Raw genomic sequence first — 13,910 nt, forward strand, 5'->3', positions numbered from 1 at the left:
TCCAAATTTTTTTGTGATTGTATCCCAACTCGCGCCGCAAAGGGATAAAACTTTGTATGCTGAATCTATATAGTTGTTAATAATTATTAATTCAAAAAGGTGCAAGAAGATTTTCGCTTAATTGTTGATTTGGTTTCGGTGTTTGCTGTCGCAGCTTGCGGTGGTCTATTAGCAGCACTGTTAAAGCAACCTGTGTTACTAGGATATATCATCGGTGGTATGGTTGTCGGACCGACTGGACTGGGATTAATTAAGGAAATTGTCCAGGTGGAAACTTTAGCCCAGTTTGGGGTGGCTTTTTTGTTGTTTGCTTTGGGTGTGGAATTTTCTTTGACGGAACTCAAGAAAGTTAAGGCGATCGCTCTGGGAGGTGGTACTTTACAAATTATCCTCACTATTCTCGTCACCGTGTTGGTTTGTGGTGTTACGGGAGCTTGGGGAACTTTACCCGCTAAAGGTGTGTTTCTGGGTTCGATTTTGTCTTTGTCTTCCACTGCTGTAGTCCTCAAATGCCTCATGGAACGCAATGAAACGGAAACACCCCACGGACAGGTAATGTTGGGGATTCTTGTCGTCCAGGATTTGGCTCTAGGATTAATGTTAGCTGTATTACCTGCTCTTCATCAACCAGGAGAAGCTATTGGTGTGGCTGTGGTTATGGCTTTGGTGAAGATTGGTTTATTTGCGGCTGGCGCTTATGCGGCGGGAATTTGGTTAATTCCACGTTTATTAAGGTTATTAGCTGGTACGGAAAGTAAGGAGTTATTTTTATTAGGTGTGGTAACAATCTGTTTGGGAATTGCGCTCCTAACAGAATATTTAGGGTTATCCATTGAAATGGGCGCATTTGTCGCTGGTTTGATGATTTCTGAAGTAGAATATGCTGATGAAACTTTAACTATTGTTGAACCTTTACGCGATATATTTGCTAGTTTATTTTTTGCAGCCATTGGGATGTTAATTGACCCGGTATTTTTGTGGCAAAATCTGGAATTAATTCTGGGATTAGTGGCTTTGGTTTTTGTGGGTAAGTTTTTAATTATTACTCCTTTAGTCAGGCTATTTCGCTACCCTTTAAAAACTGCTTTAATTGCTGGTTTGGGACTAGCTCAAATTGGGGAATTTTCCTTTGTTCTCGCTAGTGAAGGACAAGCTTTAGGTTTGGTTTCTCGGCGCATATATTTACTAATTTTGGGAACTACGGCTGTTACTTTAATGTTAACTCCCTTTGTCCTGCGATTATTACCTTTTTTATTCGATTTTGCGGAATCTATTCCTTGGCTTAAACCCTATTTAGTCAATGATCAAGCTCTTGATTTATCGGCAGATTTACCACAGAAGAATCATATAGTAGTTTGTGGTTATGGCCGCATTGGTCAGAATTTGGTGAAATTATTACAACAATATCAATTACCTGTGGTAGTTATTGACCAATCGGAAAGTCGTATTCAGCAGTTACGAGAAGCAGGTATACCCTATGTTTATGGTAATTCCGTCAGTCTTCATGTATTAGAAACCGCTGGCGTAAATCACGCTCAAGGTATGGCCATTGCTCTCCCAGATCCGGCAAGTATTCGACTATGTTTAAAACGGGCTTTGGAGCTATGTCCAGAATTAGATACAGTTGTTCGTGCTACTCAAGATAAAAATATTGAGATTCTTTATCAATTGGGAGCAAAGGAAGTAATACAACCTGAATTTGAAGCTAGTTTAGAAATGGCAAATCATCTATTAATTGCTGTTGGTTTGTTGCCAGATTTGGTACAACAGAAAATCCAGGAAATTCGCCAAAATCATTATCTAGATTTACGTCCTGAACGTTCCCCTGCTGAAGTTTCTCAGTATTTACAAAAGGTGACTCGTGATCTAAATCGTCGTTGGTATGATTTACCAGCAAATTCTCCTTTCATTGGCATGACTTTAGAAGAAGTGAATATGCGTTATTTAACTGGAGTCAGTTTAATGGCTATTCGTCGTGCTGATGGTGCAGAAATAGATTATCCTAATTATCAAACTACATTTCTTTTAGGCGATCGCTTGTTGGTGGTAGGATCAAACCAGGAACTTAATGCTTTAATCGCCTTTGCTGAGGGTAAAATCACTATTAAATAGCTAGAAATAGCTAGAAAGAATGTTCACATCAGATCACTGTGAACATTTTTCGCAATTAACCCTTTTCAGATACTATACTACTCAATGGTTTCATGTAAGCGATCGCCTGTCTCCAAACGGTAATTTGCTCATTATTAGCATTAAAAACACTTATGCAATTGTGATCTTGCCAAAATACCCGACCTGTGATTAAATCGCCAGTCATTAGCCGAAATTCGACTGTTATTTTTTCTTTAATCCAGTTCTGAACTTGACGAATACTGGGTAGTCCTATATCAAATTGATTGGTTGTCATATTATTGGTAATTGTTGGAATTATTACATCACTGACAATTGACAAATTACTGCATAAAATTAATTAATCTTCCACTTATCAAAAAACAACAAATGGCAATGGAATTTACTAAGTATCACGGACTCGGTAATGATTTTATTCTCATTGATAACCGTTCCTCATTGACACCAGTATTAACACCAGAGAAAGCCATACAGTGGTGTGATCGCCATTTTGGCATCGGTGCAGATGGTGTTATTTTTGCCCTTCCTGGACAAAATGGCACTGACTACACTATGCGGATTTTTAACTCTGATGGTTCAGAACCAGAAATGTGTGGGAATGGGATTCGCTGTTTAGCGGTATTTTTGACAGAATTAGAGGGCATTAACCGTACCAAAAATAAATATAGTGTTCATACCTTAGCAGGTGTGATTGTACCCCAACTTACAGATGATGGTCAAGTGCAAGTAGATATGGGTGAACCACGATTATTAGCAGAGGAGATCCCTACTACTTTAGCATCTAGTGGGCTTCAAGTCATTAATCTTCCCTTAGAAGTCGCTGGGAAAACTTGGGATGTTACCTGTGTCAGCATGGGCAACCCCCATTGTATCACCTTTGTAGAAGATGTTGCAGCAGTTAATTTAGAAAGCATTGGTTCCCAATTTGAAAATCATCCGGTATTTCCTAAGAAAACCAATACAGAATTTATTGAAGTCGTCAATCGTAACTACTTGAAAATGCGCGTTTGGGAACGGGGAGCGGGAATTACCCTCGCTTGTGGCACCGGTGCTTGTGCGTCCTTAGTAGCAGGAGTATTGAATGATAAATGCGATCGCACTGCTATGATTGAATTACCCGGTGGGACCCTAGAAATCGAATGGTCAGAAATTGACAACCGGATTTACATGACAGGACCTGCACAACGGGTATTTACAGGTAAATATTAAATTGAGCCTGTTTTGAGTTCTAAATAATATAAGCGATTGTCTACAGAATTATTGTAGGCGATCTGCTTGCAGCAGCTGTATCTAAAAAGATAATTCTTGAAATAACTCTATCAAAGGAAGATTAAAATTAGGAATAACATTTTCTCCATCAAGACTATCTTCCAATTGCAAAAGCTGTGATGGCTTAGGTTTGCGGTAAATCAATACACATTCTTCATCTGGCAATATTACCCATGCTAAACGAGTTCCATTTTCAAAATACTCTACTAATTTATGATGAATTTCTTCAAAAGTGTTATTAGGAGAAATAATTTCTACAGCTAAATCAGGAGCGCCGTCAAAAAAACCCTTGGGTAATCGCTTTAAACCTTGTAATCTTTCTTTAGAAATAAAGGCCAGATCAGGCGATCTTTTGTTACCAGTTTTCATTTTAAAGGCAGTGCTAGAATCACAAGTTATACCGAGCTTATGATTACGTACAAAGCCTGTTAAAAAATACCCCAGAGTAAGAGCTAAGTAGCCATGTTCTACACCTGAATTTGCCACAATAATTAGCTCTCCATTCACATATTCATAAAGATTATCATTTTCCTTCAATAACATAAATTGCTCATCTGTCAAGGCCTGATGATTAGCTGAAGGCTGAATTAATTCTAAATTTGTGGTTGTAGTTTGGGTCATTAGATCTAACTCCACAGATGAAACTAATATCAATGATTATACAAAGTTTTCATTCTTTAATCCTGGATATCCTGATTCTGACTTCCTGGTACATTTTGTAGTAAAATTAGTGCTATTTAAGAGGAAAGTAAAAAATGACCCGTGTGATCATCGTGCGTCATGGCCAAAGTACCTACAATATAGAAAAACGTATTCAAGGGCGTACTGATGCGTCCTCTTTAACCCCAAAGGGCTGTGATGATGCCAGCAAAGCAGGTAAAGCCCTCAGTAGTATTTCATTTCAAGCTATTTATAGTAGTCCCCTGCAACGCGCAAAATCAACAGCGGAAATTATCCGCAGTCAATTGGCTACACAAGCTCCCACAATTCAAATTGATGAACAATTGGTAGAAGTTGATTTACCACTTTGGGTAGGAATGACGACGAGTGAAGTCAAAGAGAAGTTAACAGCAGATTACCGCACCTGGAAGGAACTTCCCCATGAATTTCGCATGGTTTTACAGGAAAATTCCGAAACTAGAGAACATTTCCCAGTTTTAGCTTTATATACCCAAGCTAAACAATTTTGGCAAGAGATTCTTCCCCAACATCAAGGTGAAACTATTCTCATTGTTGGTCATAATGGGATTAATCGCGCCTTAATTAGCACTGCTTTGGGCATTTCCCCCAGTCGTTACCATTGTTTACAACAGTCTAACTGCGGAATTAGCGTTTTAAATTTTGCTGGTGGTTTGGGTGAACCAGTACAGTTAGAATCTATGAATCAAACCCAACATCTGGGTGAAACTTTCCCTTCTTTGCGTCCCGGTCATCAAGGGGTAAGATTATTGTTGGTGCGTCATGGTGAAACTGAATGGAATCGTCAAGGTAAGTTTCAAGGACAAATTGATATTCCCCTCAATGATAATGGCAGAAATCAAGCCGCAAAAGCCGCAGAATTTCTCAAAGATGTGAATATTGATTTTGCGGTTAGTAGCACTATGTCCCGTCCCAAGGAAACGGCGGAAATTATCTTAAAATATCATCCTAGTTTAAACTTGCAACTGTTTGCCGGTTTAAGAGAAATTAGTCATGGACTGTGGGAAGGTAAATTTGAATCGGAAATTGAACAGGAATTTCCCGGAGAGCTAGAAAGGTGGCGGACAATACCCGCAGAAGTACAGATGCCAGAAGGAGAAAACCTAGAACAGGTAAGAGAACGCAGTGTTAGTGATTGGAATACGATAATTAAAACTGCCGAATCTCAGCAATTACAACTAGGTTTGGTGGTCGCTCATGATGCCACTAATAAAACTTTATTGTGCCATATTCTTGGTTTATCAGGAGAAAATTTCTGGAATTTCCGTCAAGGTAATGGCGCTGTGAGTGTGATTGATTATCCTGCTGGTAGTCAAGGTTATCCGGTTCTGCAAGCAATGAATATTACTGGACATTTAAGTAATAGTGTACTGGATAAAACTGCCGCTGGAGCGTTATAATTTACTAAATTGTTGGGGTAATTGATGAATTACCCTGACTCGTACTTTTGATTGATCTAGCTGTGCGTAGATTTTAGGATTTACACAGGAGTTAGGAAAGAATAAATCATGTATCGCTAAACCGAAAAATGCAGCGTATTTTCACTAACTATAAAAATCTTCATCTAATATTTGCTCAACGGAAAATGGACAAATATCAGGATATTCACTTTCATCAGCAATACGCACTCCAAAAGCAGCAAATTTACTTTCTTTAATTGCTAATTTACGTCCTTGAGAATAGGCTTTATTTATAGCTTCTAAAAGAAAACTTTTGAGAGAAGGAGTATTTTCTAAATTGTTTAAAACTCGTTGACGATGTTCAATAACTGAGTGATACCAACTCATTTTCATACTATCTGGAGCATCTTGGACTTTTAGCTTTAGCAAATGAGCTAACAAGATCATAAGATTACTTGTAAGTGCATTTTTTTCCGATTTACCCAAATCATTTAATTCCTCAATTAGATATTCAATATCAAGGGCTTCAAATTGACGATTTTTAAGGTGTTGAATTGTTGATTCAATCCAACTTTGCAAATCTTGATCATGGAGAGGTTCAAGCATATCAGTGGAAATACAACAATTATTATAATGATAATTTCCATATTAACCTAAGTTATAAACAATTGTGAATAAATGATGATTTCTGGCTAGAAGTCGGAAATGTGAATCATGAGGATATAAGTTACAAAAAATACTTATATTATATTTTAATACTGAAGTTATTCCGAAAACGTCCAATTTGCATGATCAAACAGTAGAATAGACAACGGTTAAAAGACTGATAAGTAGTATTTTTCATGACAAAAGAACTATTAAAACAAGTAAGAGTAATCGATCCTCTGCAAAAAACTGACATAGTAGCCGATGTGTTAATTATTGATGGTTATATTCAAGATGTCGCCCCACAAATTACAAATTTTACTACAGATACGTCTGTCCGCGATTGTCAAGGTTTGGTTATTGGTCCTGGATTAGTTGATTTATATAGTCATTCCGGTGAACCTGGTTTTGAAGAACGAGAAACTTTAAGTTCTCTTTGCCAAGCTGCTACTGCTGGTGGTTTTACTAGAATTTGTGTTTTACCTGATACATTACCAGTTATTGATCAACCTGCTTTGGTAACACAGTTACAACAATACCGAAATCGGGTAAAAGTCTCCCCCAGTCTTCACATCTGGGGAGCAATTACTTTAGATTTGGCAGGTAAACAATTAACAGAAGTAGCAGATTTAACTGCTGCGGGAATTGTGGGTTTTACTGATGGTAAACCTTGGGAAAATTTGGGGATAGTTAGACGGGTTTTGGAGTATCTTCAACCTTTTGGTAAACCTGTGGCTTTTTGGCCGTGCGATCGCCATTTAGCAGCTAATGGTATGATCCGAGAAGGTGCAGAAGCCTTGCGTTTAGGTTTACCCCCAATGCCAACTAGTGCGGAAACAACGGCTATTGCAGCTTTATTAGAATTAGTCGCAGATATCGGTACACCAGTCCATATTATGCGTGTTTCTACTGCTCGTAGTGTGGAATTAATTGCTAAAGCTAAATCCAATGGTGTGCCTATTACTGCTAGTACAACCTGGATGCACGTTTTACTTGATACAACATCCATGATAAGTTACCACACTTCCTTACATTTAGATCCGCCTTTGGGAAATTACCAAGATATGCTATGCTTACGGGAAGGTTTGCGAACAGGTATAATAGATGCGATCGCAATTGATCATACAGCCTATACTTACGAGGAGAAAGTTCAGGCTTTTGCGGAATCGCCACCGGGAGCAATTGGTTTAGAATTGGCATTACCCCTATTATGGCAAAATCTTGTGGCTACTGGAGAATTTACACCTTTGGAATTATGGCGCGTTTTGAGTCATCAACCAGCGACTTGTTTACAACAGGAGGTTAAAGCCATTCAACCGGGTGAAAAAGCTGAATTGACATTATTTGATCCTCAGCAAATTTGGAACGTAAATCAGGCAAATCTCCAGACACTTTCTGCTAATACTCCTTGGTTTGGTCAAGAAATTATAGGTCGAGTTGTACAAGTTTTTTGTGAAAATCTATTTTGATTTTTGGTAACAAATCAAAGGAAAAACAGATTTTATCGGGTACTTTACAGGAACATCTTTTTATTATTCAATGTCTGATTTAATTTTGTTTTGGCATCGTCGAGATTTACGCATTTCTGACCATACAGGACTAGCTGCGGCCAGAAAAAAAACTCCCAAGATTGTAGGTGTATTTTGTCTAGATCCTCAAATTCTTCAAGGTGATGATATTGCACCTGCTAGAATAAAATATATGATTGGTTGTTTACAATCACTTCAGGAAAGATATCGGCAAGCAGGTAGTCAATTATTAATTTTGCAAAATGATCCCGTTGTGGCAATTCCTCAATTAGCAGTGGCTTTAAATGCTAAAGCAGTATTCTGGAATTGGGATGTTGAACCTTATTCACAAATTCGGGATTTAGCGGTAATTGATGTTCTAAAAACCGCAGGAATTGAGTTTCTTAACTACAATTGGGATCAGTTACTTCACTCTCCCACGGAAATCTTTAGTGGTGCGAAAACTCCCTATACCATTTATACTCCTTTCTGGAAAAATTGGTATAGTAAACCAAAATCTCAACCAGTTAAAACTTTAGAAAACCTGGTAAATCTCACAGCAGAAGAACAAGAAATAGCGGAAAAATCGGGAATAATCAATTTACCTACTGCGGAAGATTTAGGTTTTATTTGGGATAGGGAATTAATAATTAATCCTGGAGAGTTAGCAGCACAAGAAAAATTAGAAAATTTTACCCATGATCCTATTAATGAATATCAAGAACAGCGCAATTTCCCCGCTATTGAGGGAACATCTCAATTAAGTGCTGCTTTGAAGTTCGGTGTGATTGGTATTAGAACTATTTGGCAAAGTACCATAGAAGCCTTAGCAAATAGTAATAGTGAGGAAGTAAATGCTAGTATCCAAACATGGCAAAAGGAACTAGCATGGAGGGAATTTTATCAACACGCTATGTACCATTTCCCCACATTAGCTAATGGTGCATATAGAGATAATTTTAAAACATTTCCCTGGCGCAATAACGAAACTTATTTTCAAGCTTGGTGTGAAGGGAAAACGGGTTATCCTATAGTTGATGCTGCTATGCGTCAATTAAATGAAACTGGTTGGATGCACAATAGATGTAGAATGATAGTTGCCAGTTTTTTGACTAAGGATTTAATAATTAATCCTCAATGGGGAGAAAAATATTTTATGCAGAAACTCATTGATGGTGATTTATCTTCTAATAATGGAGGTTGGCAATGGAGTGCTTCTAGTGGTATGGACCCCCAACCATTACGCATTTTTAATCCAGCTAGTCAAACCCAAAAATTCGACGCAGAAGCAGCTTATGTTCGTCAATGGATACCGGAATTACGTTCTTTAGATACGGCATATTTAGTAACTGGAAAAATTCCTCCTCTAGAATATCATCGCGTCAATTACCCTAAACCAATTGTTGATCATCAAAAGCAGCAAGCTTTATTTAAGCAAATATATCAACAACAAAAAGCCTTTACTTAATTTCTTTGTCTAAATCAGGATTTCCAGGATTTAAGGATGTACAGAATATGATTTTTTGATAATATTATGTTCATCTGCATATTTCTGCTCATGCTAGATCTAGGATCTTTCATCTTCTTTAAAAAAAAATAAATTTTCCCAAATTGGACAAAATTACTATATATTGTTAAATACAATTAATTTTTTGTCCGTTCCCAAAAGCTGCTATTGTATATGTCCAAAACTTACACCGTAGAAATCAATCACGAAGGTAAAATATATACCCTGCAAGTTCCAGAAGGTGAAGCAGTCTTATCAGTAGCCGAAGCAGCGGGTTTGGAATTACCTGCTTCCTGTCATGCTGGTGTTTGTACAACCTGTGCTGGATTAATATTAGCAGGGTCTGTAGATCAAAGCGAGGGAATGGGTGTAAGTCCAGAACTGCAAAAACAAGGCTACGCGCTCCTGTGTGTTTCTAAGCCATTATCTGATTTGAAAATTGAAACAGGTAAGGAAGAAATAGTTTATGATAAGCAATTTGGGAAAGGGTAGATATAGTTGCCAATTACCATCAAGTCCTTCTATACTCAAGATTACCAATACAAAGGATTTAAAATAATGACAACTCACTTTATTACCGCTGAAGTAGAATTACAAGAAACCCCCACTGAATTAGAAAAAGCCATTACAGCGGAATTACAAAAACAAGGTGAACCCCTACGTTGGGCTATTACCGCTATTGACGAAACCCAACAAACCGCAACTATAGAGGCTGTAGTTACCGCTTAGATTATTCTTCGCGTCTACCGCGAAATAAAGAACCTGTGATACCCATTCAAAAACCATACACGGTCATTTTAATTATACCCACCGGCATTGGGGCAGCAATTGGCGGTTATGCTGGTGACGCATTACCAGTAGCAAGAATTATATCACAGGTATGCGATCGCTTGATTACTCACCCCAATGTGATGAATGGTGCAAGCTTATACTGGAATATTCCCAACGCTTTCTATGTAGAAGGTTATGGTTTAGACAAATTTGCCGCTGGAGAATGGGGTTTACGTCCTGTTCGTAGCAATAGGGTAGGTTTACTTTTAGACCAGGGTATTGAGCCGGAATTAATGCTGCGACACTTGCAGGTAGCGGACGCAGCCAGGGCAACTTTAGGGTTAGATATTACAAATCATGTAATTACGGACGCGCCTTTAAATGTAGAATTACGTACTTCCCCCACAGGGACAAGTTGGGGAACAATAGGTAATCCTGATAGTTTATTACGGGCTGCTGAAAAGTTAATTATACAGGAAAAAGCCCAAGCGATCGCAGTTGTTACCCGTTTCCCAGACGACATGGACGAAACCGCCCTGCAAAACTATCGCCAAGGTCAAGGAGTAGACCCTCTAGCGGGTGCAGAAGCCGTCATTAGCCATTTATTAGTTCGTACCTTTAAAATCCCTTGCGCCCATGCTCCTGCCCTTTCTCCTGCCCCTACAGCCACTAATTTATCACCTCGTGCTGCGGCAGAAGAATTAGGTTACACATTTTTACCTTGCGTTTTAGTTGGTTTAAGTAATGCTCCGCAGTTTATAATTAATACAGAATCTTATCAGCCATTATCAACGGATCTCTGGGCAAACCAGGTTGACGCTTTAATTATTCCTGACACATCCTGTGGAGGTAGTGCTTTATTGAGTTTAAGTCAAAGTCAATGTCAAATAATTACAGTTAGGGAAAATAAAACCTTGTTACAGGTTTCTGCTCATAAGTTAAAAATTCCCACCTTGCAGGTAAACTCATATTTGGAAGCTGTAGGCTTATTAGTAGCGCATAAAGCAGGTATTAGGTTTAAATAACAAAAATCTAGTCAGATATAGTCAAATATTAATCATTTTTCGTTAATGATTGTCTAGGTTGGGTTTCGCTGTAGCTCTACCCAACCTACAATTATTCTGATTGAGCTAAAATGAAACTCCATAGAATACTTCTTCTAGAATAATTAACCGCAGATGAACGCAGATGAACGCAGATAAGCATGAATTAATTTAATTTAATTTAATTTAATTTATGTTTTATGACTTACGCAAAATATCTCTAAAACCTTCCGTTGTCAATTACCCATTACCATTATTTATTTAAATTCCTGTGATTGAACAGCAAAATCAAGAACCAGAAATTCCTTACTTAACACGCACCCAAGTTTTAGTAGCAATGGGTGTAACAGCGATTGTTCTTTGGATCGTTGCTAAGTTATGGTTACATTGGAGCAATGTTATCCTCTTCAAATGGTATTGGCACGAACAAGACTTATTATTAGGAATCGGTTTAGGTTTAATCATTACCATATTAAGTAGTTTAGCTTATCGCTTTCTCCCTAATTACCGTAAAAGTGCGGATTATTATCTAGAAATGGTTCTCAAACCTCTAGCAATGCCCGATTTAATCTGGCTAGGATTATTACCAGGTTTAAGTGAAGAATTATTATTTCGAGGTGTAATGTTACCAGCCCTGGGGGCAGATCATCTAGCTGTAATAGTCTCCAGTCTTTGTTTTGGAGTCTTACACCTTAGTGGTCCTCAACAATGGCCTTATGTAATTTGGGCGACTCTCATTGGTGTAATTTTAGGTTATAGTGCTTTATTGAGTGGTAACTTATTATTACCAATAGTTGCTCATATTGTGACAAATCTATTTTCTAGCTATTTATGGAAAATTAAAAATCCTTAGAGACAAACCTGGGTATTTTTTTTGATTTTTTACTTTTGAAATGAAATATCCCACCAATAATACTAAAGTAAAATAGTTTAGTGGTGGGAATTACGGTAGTCTAATTAAAGGTATTTCTCAAAGCAAAAACCACTAAAAATCTGGTCTTTTCTGGTCTTTTCTTAGAAATCATCAAGAAACTGACCAATACGACTGATAACAGGGTCTACTTCTTGAGGCTCAGGTTCAGGTTCAGGGTCAGGTTGGGAAGGAATATAAGTAAGTGGTTGCTGACTCAACATGGTTGTCAACTTTGCAACTTGTTGCGTAAGTTGCAACATTTGACTTTCTATAGCCTCCAAAGAACGAGACTCCTGAGCAAAAAAACGTTCCTCAAAAGTGGCTATTTGCACTTGCATCTCACTGATTTTCTGTTCAATCGTGGTTATATCTGCTGTTTTAGAGACTGGTTGTACAGGTTCCGGTAAGAAAACTTTCCATAGAGCCTCTTTACATAGGTCACTGAAAGTTTTCTCTTGTTGGGTCTCTAAGTAGTTTTCGACCTGCGCTAACAAGCTCTCATCAGCAATTTCTGGATTGAACGTAACGGATTTAACTACTTTTTTTGACCATTGGAACATTAGTTTTATGATTTAGCAGGGCGAACAGCAGCGGACGCTTGAACTTCTCCGTAAATATACTGACCTAAAGCATTAGCTTGCCGAGAAGGTGCAGCCAAGTAAGCATTGATTTTAGCCTCTTTGAGTAGACGTTGAACATCTTCCCAGAAAAACTCCCCACCGCCACCTGTAATAATTACATCTGTCACACGCTCTGGTAGCCAAGCTAACACACGAGAGCAAATTTCTCGTGAAAACTGCTCTATCAGGTTAGGGAGAAAATCATCTAGATTAGTAGGTTTACTAGCACCTTGAGGACGGTAAAAGCGATCGCCTTTGGGTTTATTAACCGCAGAAATCAATGCTAAAGATTGACTATCAGCATTTGGATCTTTTATTTCCGCAGCTACCAATTCATAAAACTTGCTCATCCCAAAGTCTTCACTTTTAGAAACACCCCTGGCAAAGCGGAAATTGTCCACCATGATCATATCAATAGTTTGGTGGCCAATATCTACAATCCCCACGGACATTTTCGTAAAATCGGGAACTCCTGTTCCTTTGTTAGGTTGAGTTTCTGACCACAGCAAACTACCATATCCTTCTGGCATTACCCAGACTTTGCTAATGTTGAGAGATAAAGATTCACCTCGAAAATTCAATACATGAGGTCCAGTTACCAAACTAGTTAACTGTGCCTTTTCTTTCTCAAATTGTTCCAAAGACAAAAAGGGGAGACCCAGAACCACAGAAATTTCATCCTTGAGCTTAAAGTAGCCGGCACAGGACAAGACCTTAATCAGTGCGTCCTCAACCTTAGATTGGCCTACGCCGAGATTTGCGCCAAAATCTGCGGCTAATTGCCCCACAGCATAGCCACTACCTTGATACTCTAACCACAAATCCATCAGTGGGTCAGTTGCCTTAGCCTCAAACACACCGCCACGAATTTCACTAACACTCATCTGCTTCACATTAGCAGGAATGAAGGCCACACTGGCGGGTTCACGGCTCACACAAGTCTTGGTGGAGGTTCGGCCTAAATCAACGCTGAGAATGGTTTTACCCCCAACATTAGTTGGCTTGAAAGAATTCATTGGCGTGGCTGCCGCAGGGCGGTTCATAGGAATAGCAGCGGCATTGATGGGATTAGCTGCCGAGGGTTGGTCTGTCATGAAAGCTCCTCTGTCAAAAGTCATCATGCTCATCTTACATAAAGGTGAGCTACAAAAAATTTTAGATTGGATTAAGTGTAACTAGAAATACGTCAAAATTGAAAACAGGCAATGGTCAATTGGCGATGATTTAGCATTTTTTATGGCATTTATAACCAGATGTCAAGGTTTTCTTCCCGATTTGCTGTTTTTACCCTTGTCTTGAGTTGCCAAGAAATGAACAGTATAGTAGTCCGATACTTTTTCGTTAACTAATGCTAACAAATACATAAGTTGAGATTGTCTCTCAACCAAGGCGTATCAACCAATGC

The 13,910-nt window shown here is 38.5% G+C and carries 14 protein-coding genes; 9 read left to right on the top strand and 5 right to left on the bottom strand.

The features are described from left to right. Positions 1-99: 99 nt before the first annotated feature. The gene (locus tag ACIR131C_RS0115595; RefSeq protein WP_028090955.1) at positions 100-2,112 is read left to right on the top strand and encodes a monovalent cation:proton antiporter family protein; all 2,013 of its coding nucleotides are present in this window, start codon (positions 100-102) and stop codon (positions 2,110-2,112) included. A gap of 55 nt (positions 2,113-2,167) precedes the next feature. On the opposite strand, the gene ACIR131C_RS0115600 is transcribed toward ACIR131C_RS0115595, so the two are convergent. Then, entirely contained in the window at positions 2,168-2,407 is a 240-nt protein-coding gene (locus tag ACIR131C_RS0115600; RefSeq protein ID WP_028090956.1) for an Hfq-related RNA-binding protein, read from the bottom strand. 92 nt (positions 2,408-2,499) lie between these two features. On the opposite strand from ACIR131C_RS0115600, the gene dapF reads away from it, so the two are divergent. Further along, positions 2,500-3,339, top strand: a complete 840-nt coding sequence (gene dapF / locus ACIR131C_RS0115605; RefSeq protein ID WP_028090957.1) for a diaminopimelate epimerase — start codon at positions 2,500-2,502, stop codon at positions 3,337-3,339. Between the two features lie 81 nt (positions 3,340-3,420). On the opposite strand, the gene ACIR131C_RS0115610 is transcribed toward dapF, so the two are convergent. Next, positions 3,421-4,020: a Uma2 family endonuclease gene (locus ACIR131C_RS0115610; RefSeq protein WP_190372170.1), complete on the bottom strand. Its 600-nt coding sequence runs from the start codon at positions 4,018-4,020 to the stop codon at positions 3,421-3,423. Positions 4,021-4,154: 134 nt separating this feature from the next. On the opposite strand from ACIR131C_RS0115610, the gene ACIR131C_RS0115615 reads away from it, so the two are divergent. Further along, the gene (locus ACIR131C_RS0115615; RefSeq protein WP_028090959.1) at positions 4,155-5,498 is read left to right on the top strand and encodes a histidine phosphatase family protein; all 1,344 of its coding nucleotides are present in this window, start codon (positions 4,155-4,157) and stop codon (positions 5,496-5,498) included. A 144-nt stretch (positions 5,499-5,642) separates the two neighbouring features. On the opposite strand, the gene ACIR131C_RS0115620 is transcribed toward ACIR131C_RS0115615, so the two are convergent. Next, positions 5,643-6,104: a DUF29 domain-containing protein gene (locus tag ACIR131C_RS0115620; protein ID WP_028090960.1), complete on the bottom strand. Its 462-nt coding sequence runs from the start codon at positions 6,102-6,104 to the stop codon at positions 5,643-5,645. A gap of 236 nt (positions 6,105-6,340) precedes the next feature. On the opposite strand from ACIR131C_RS0115620, the gene ACIR131C_RS0115625 reads away from it, so the two are divergent. From ACIR131C_RS0115625 to ACIR131C_RS0115650, 6 genes are all read left to right on the top strand, one after another. After that, positions 6,341-7,612: a dihydroorotase gene (locus ACIR131C_RS0115625; RefSeq protein ID WP_028090961.1), complete on the top strand. Its 1,272-nt coding sequence runs from the start codon at positions 6,341-6,343 to the stop codon at positions 7,610-7,612. Positions 7,613-7,682: 70 nt separating this feature from the next. After that, positions 7,683-9,119, top strand: coding sequence for an FAD-binding domain-containing protein (locus tag ACIR131C_RS0115630; RefSeq protein WP_028090962.1), 1,437 nt, complete (start codon positions 7,683-7,685; stop codon positions 9,117-9,119). 213 nt (positions 9,120-9,332) lie between these two features. After that, complete coding sequence (locus ACIR131C_RS0115635) at positions 9,333-9,650, top strand: 2Fe-2S iron-sulfur cluster-binding protein (protein ID WP_028090963.1); 318 nt, start codon at positions 9,333-9,335, stop codon at positions 9,648-9,650. 66 nt (positions 9,651-9,716) lie between these two features. Continuing rightward, a complete protein-coding gene (locus ACIR131C_RS26155) occupies positions 9,717-9,887 on the top strand; it encodes a hypothetical protein (protein ID WP_196811787.1) in 171 nt (56 codons plus the stop codon). A 44-nt stretch (positions 9,888-9,931) separates the two neighbouring features. Then, the gene (locus ACIR131C_RS0115645; protein ID WP_035372229.1) at positions 9,932-10,954 is read left to right on the top strand and encodes a DUF3326 domain-containing protein; all 1,023 of its coding nucleotides are present in this window, start codon (positions 9,932-9,934) and stop codon (positions 10,952-10,954) included. Positions 10,955-11,243: 289 nt separating this feature from the next. Next, positions 11,244-11,825 (top strand): CPBP family intramembrane glutamic endopeptidase, encoded by a 582-nt coding sequence (locus tag ACIR131C_RS0115650; protein WP_028090965.1) that lies wholly within the window; start codon positions 11,244-11,246, stop codon positions 11,823-11,825. 161 nt (positions 11,826-11,986) lie between these two features. Here ACIR131C_RS0115650 and fcmC read toward each other — a convergent pair whose 3' ends face one another. Both fcmC and fcmB read right to left on the bottom strand, forming a co-directional pair. Continuing rightward, positions 11,987-12,445 carry a filament morphology membrane protein FcmC gene (gene fcmC / locus ACIR131C_RS0115655; RefSeq protein ID WP_028090966.1) on the bottom strand — a complete coding sequence of 153 codons (459 nt, stop codon included), beginning with the start codon at positions 12,443-12,445 and terminating at the stop codon, positions 11,987-11,989. Positions 12,446-12,450: 5 nt separating this feature from the next. Beyond that, on the bottom strand, positions 12,451-13,599 hold the full coding sequence (gene fcmB / locus ACIR131C_RS0115660) for a filament morphology actin-like protein FcmB (RefSeq protein ID WP_028090967.1): 1,149 nt from the start codon (positions 13,597-13,599) through the stop codon (positions 12,451-12,453). Positions 13,600-13,910 lie beyond the last annotated feature (311 nt).

Source organism: Dolichospermum circinale AWQC131C (genome assembly GCF_000426905.1).
Lineage (GTDB): Bacteria > Cyanobacteriota > Cyanobacteriia > Cyanobacteriales > Nostocaceae > Dolichospermum > Dolichospermum circinale.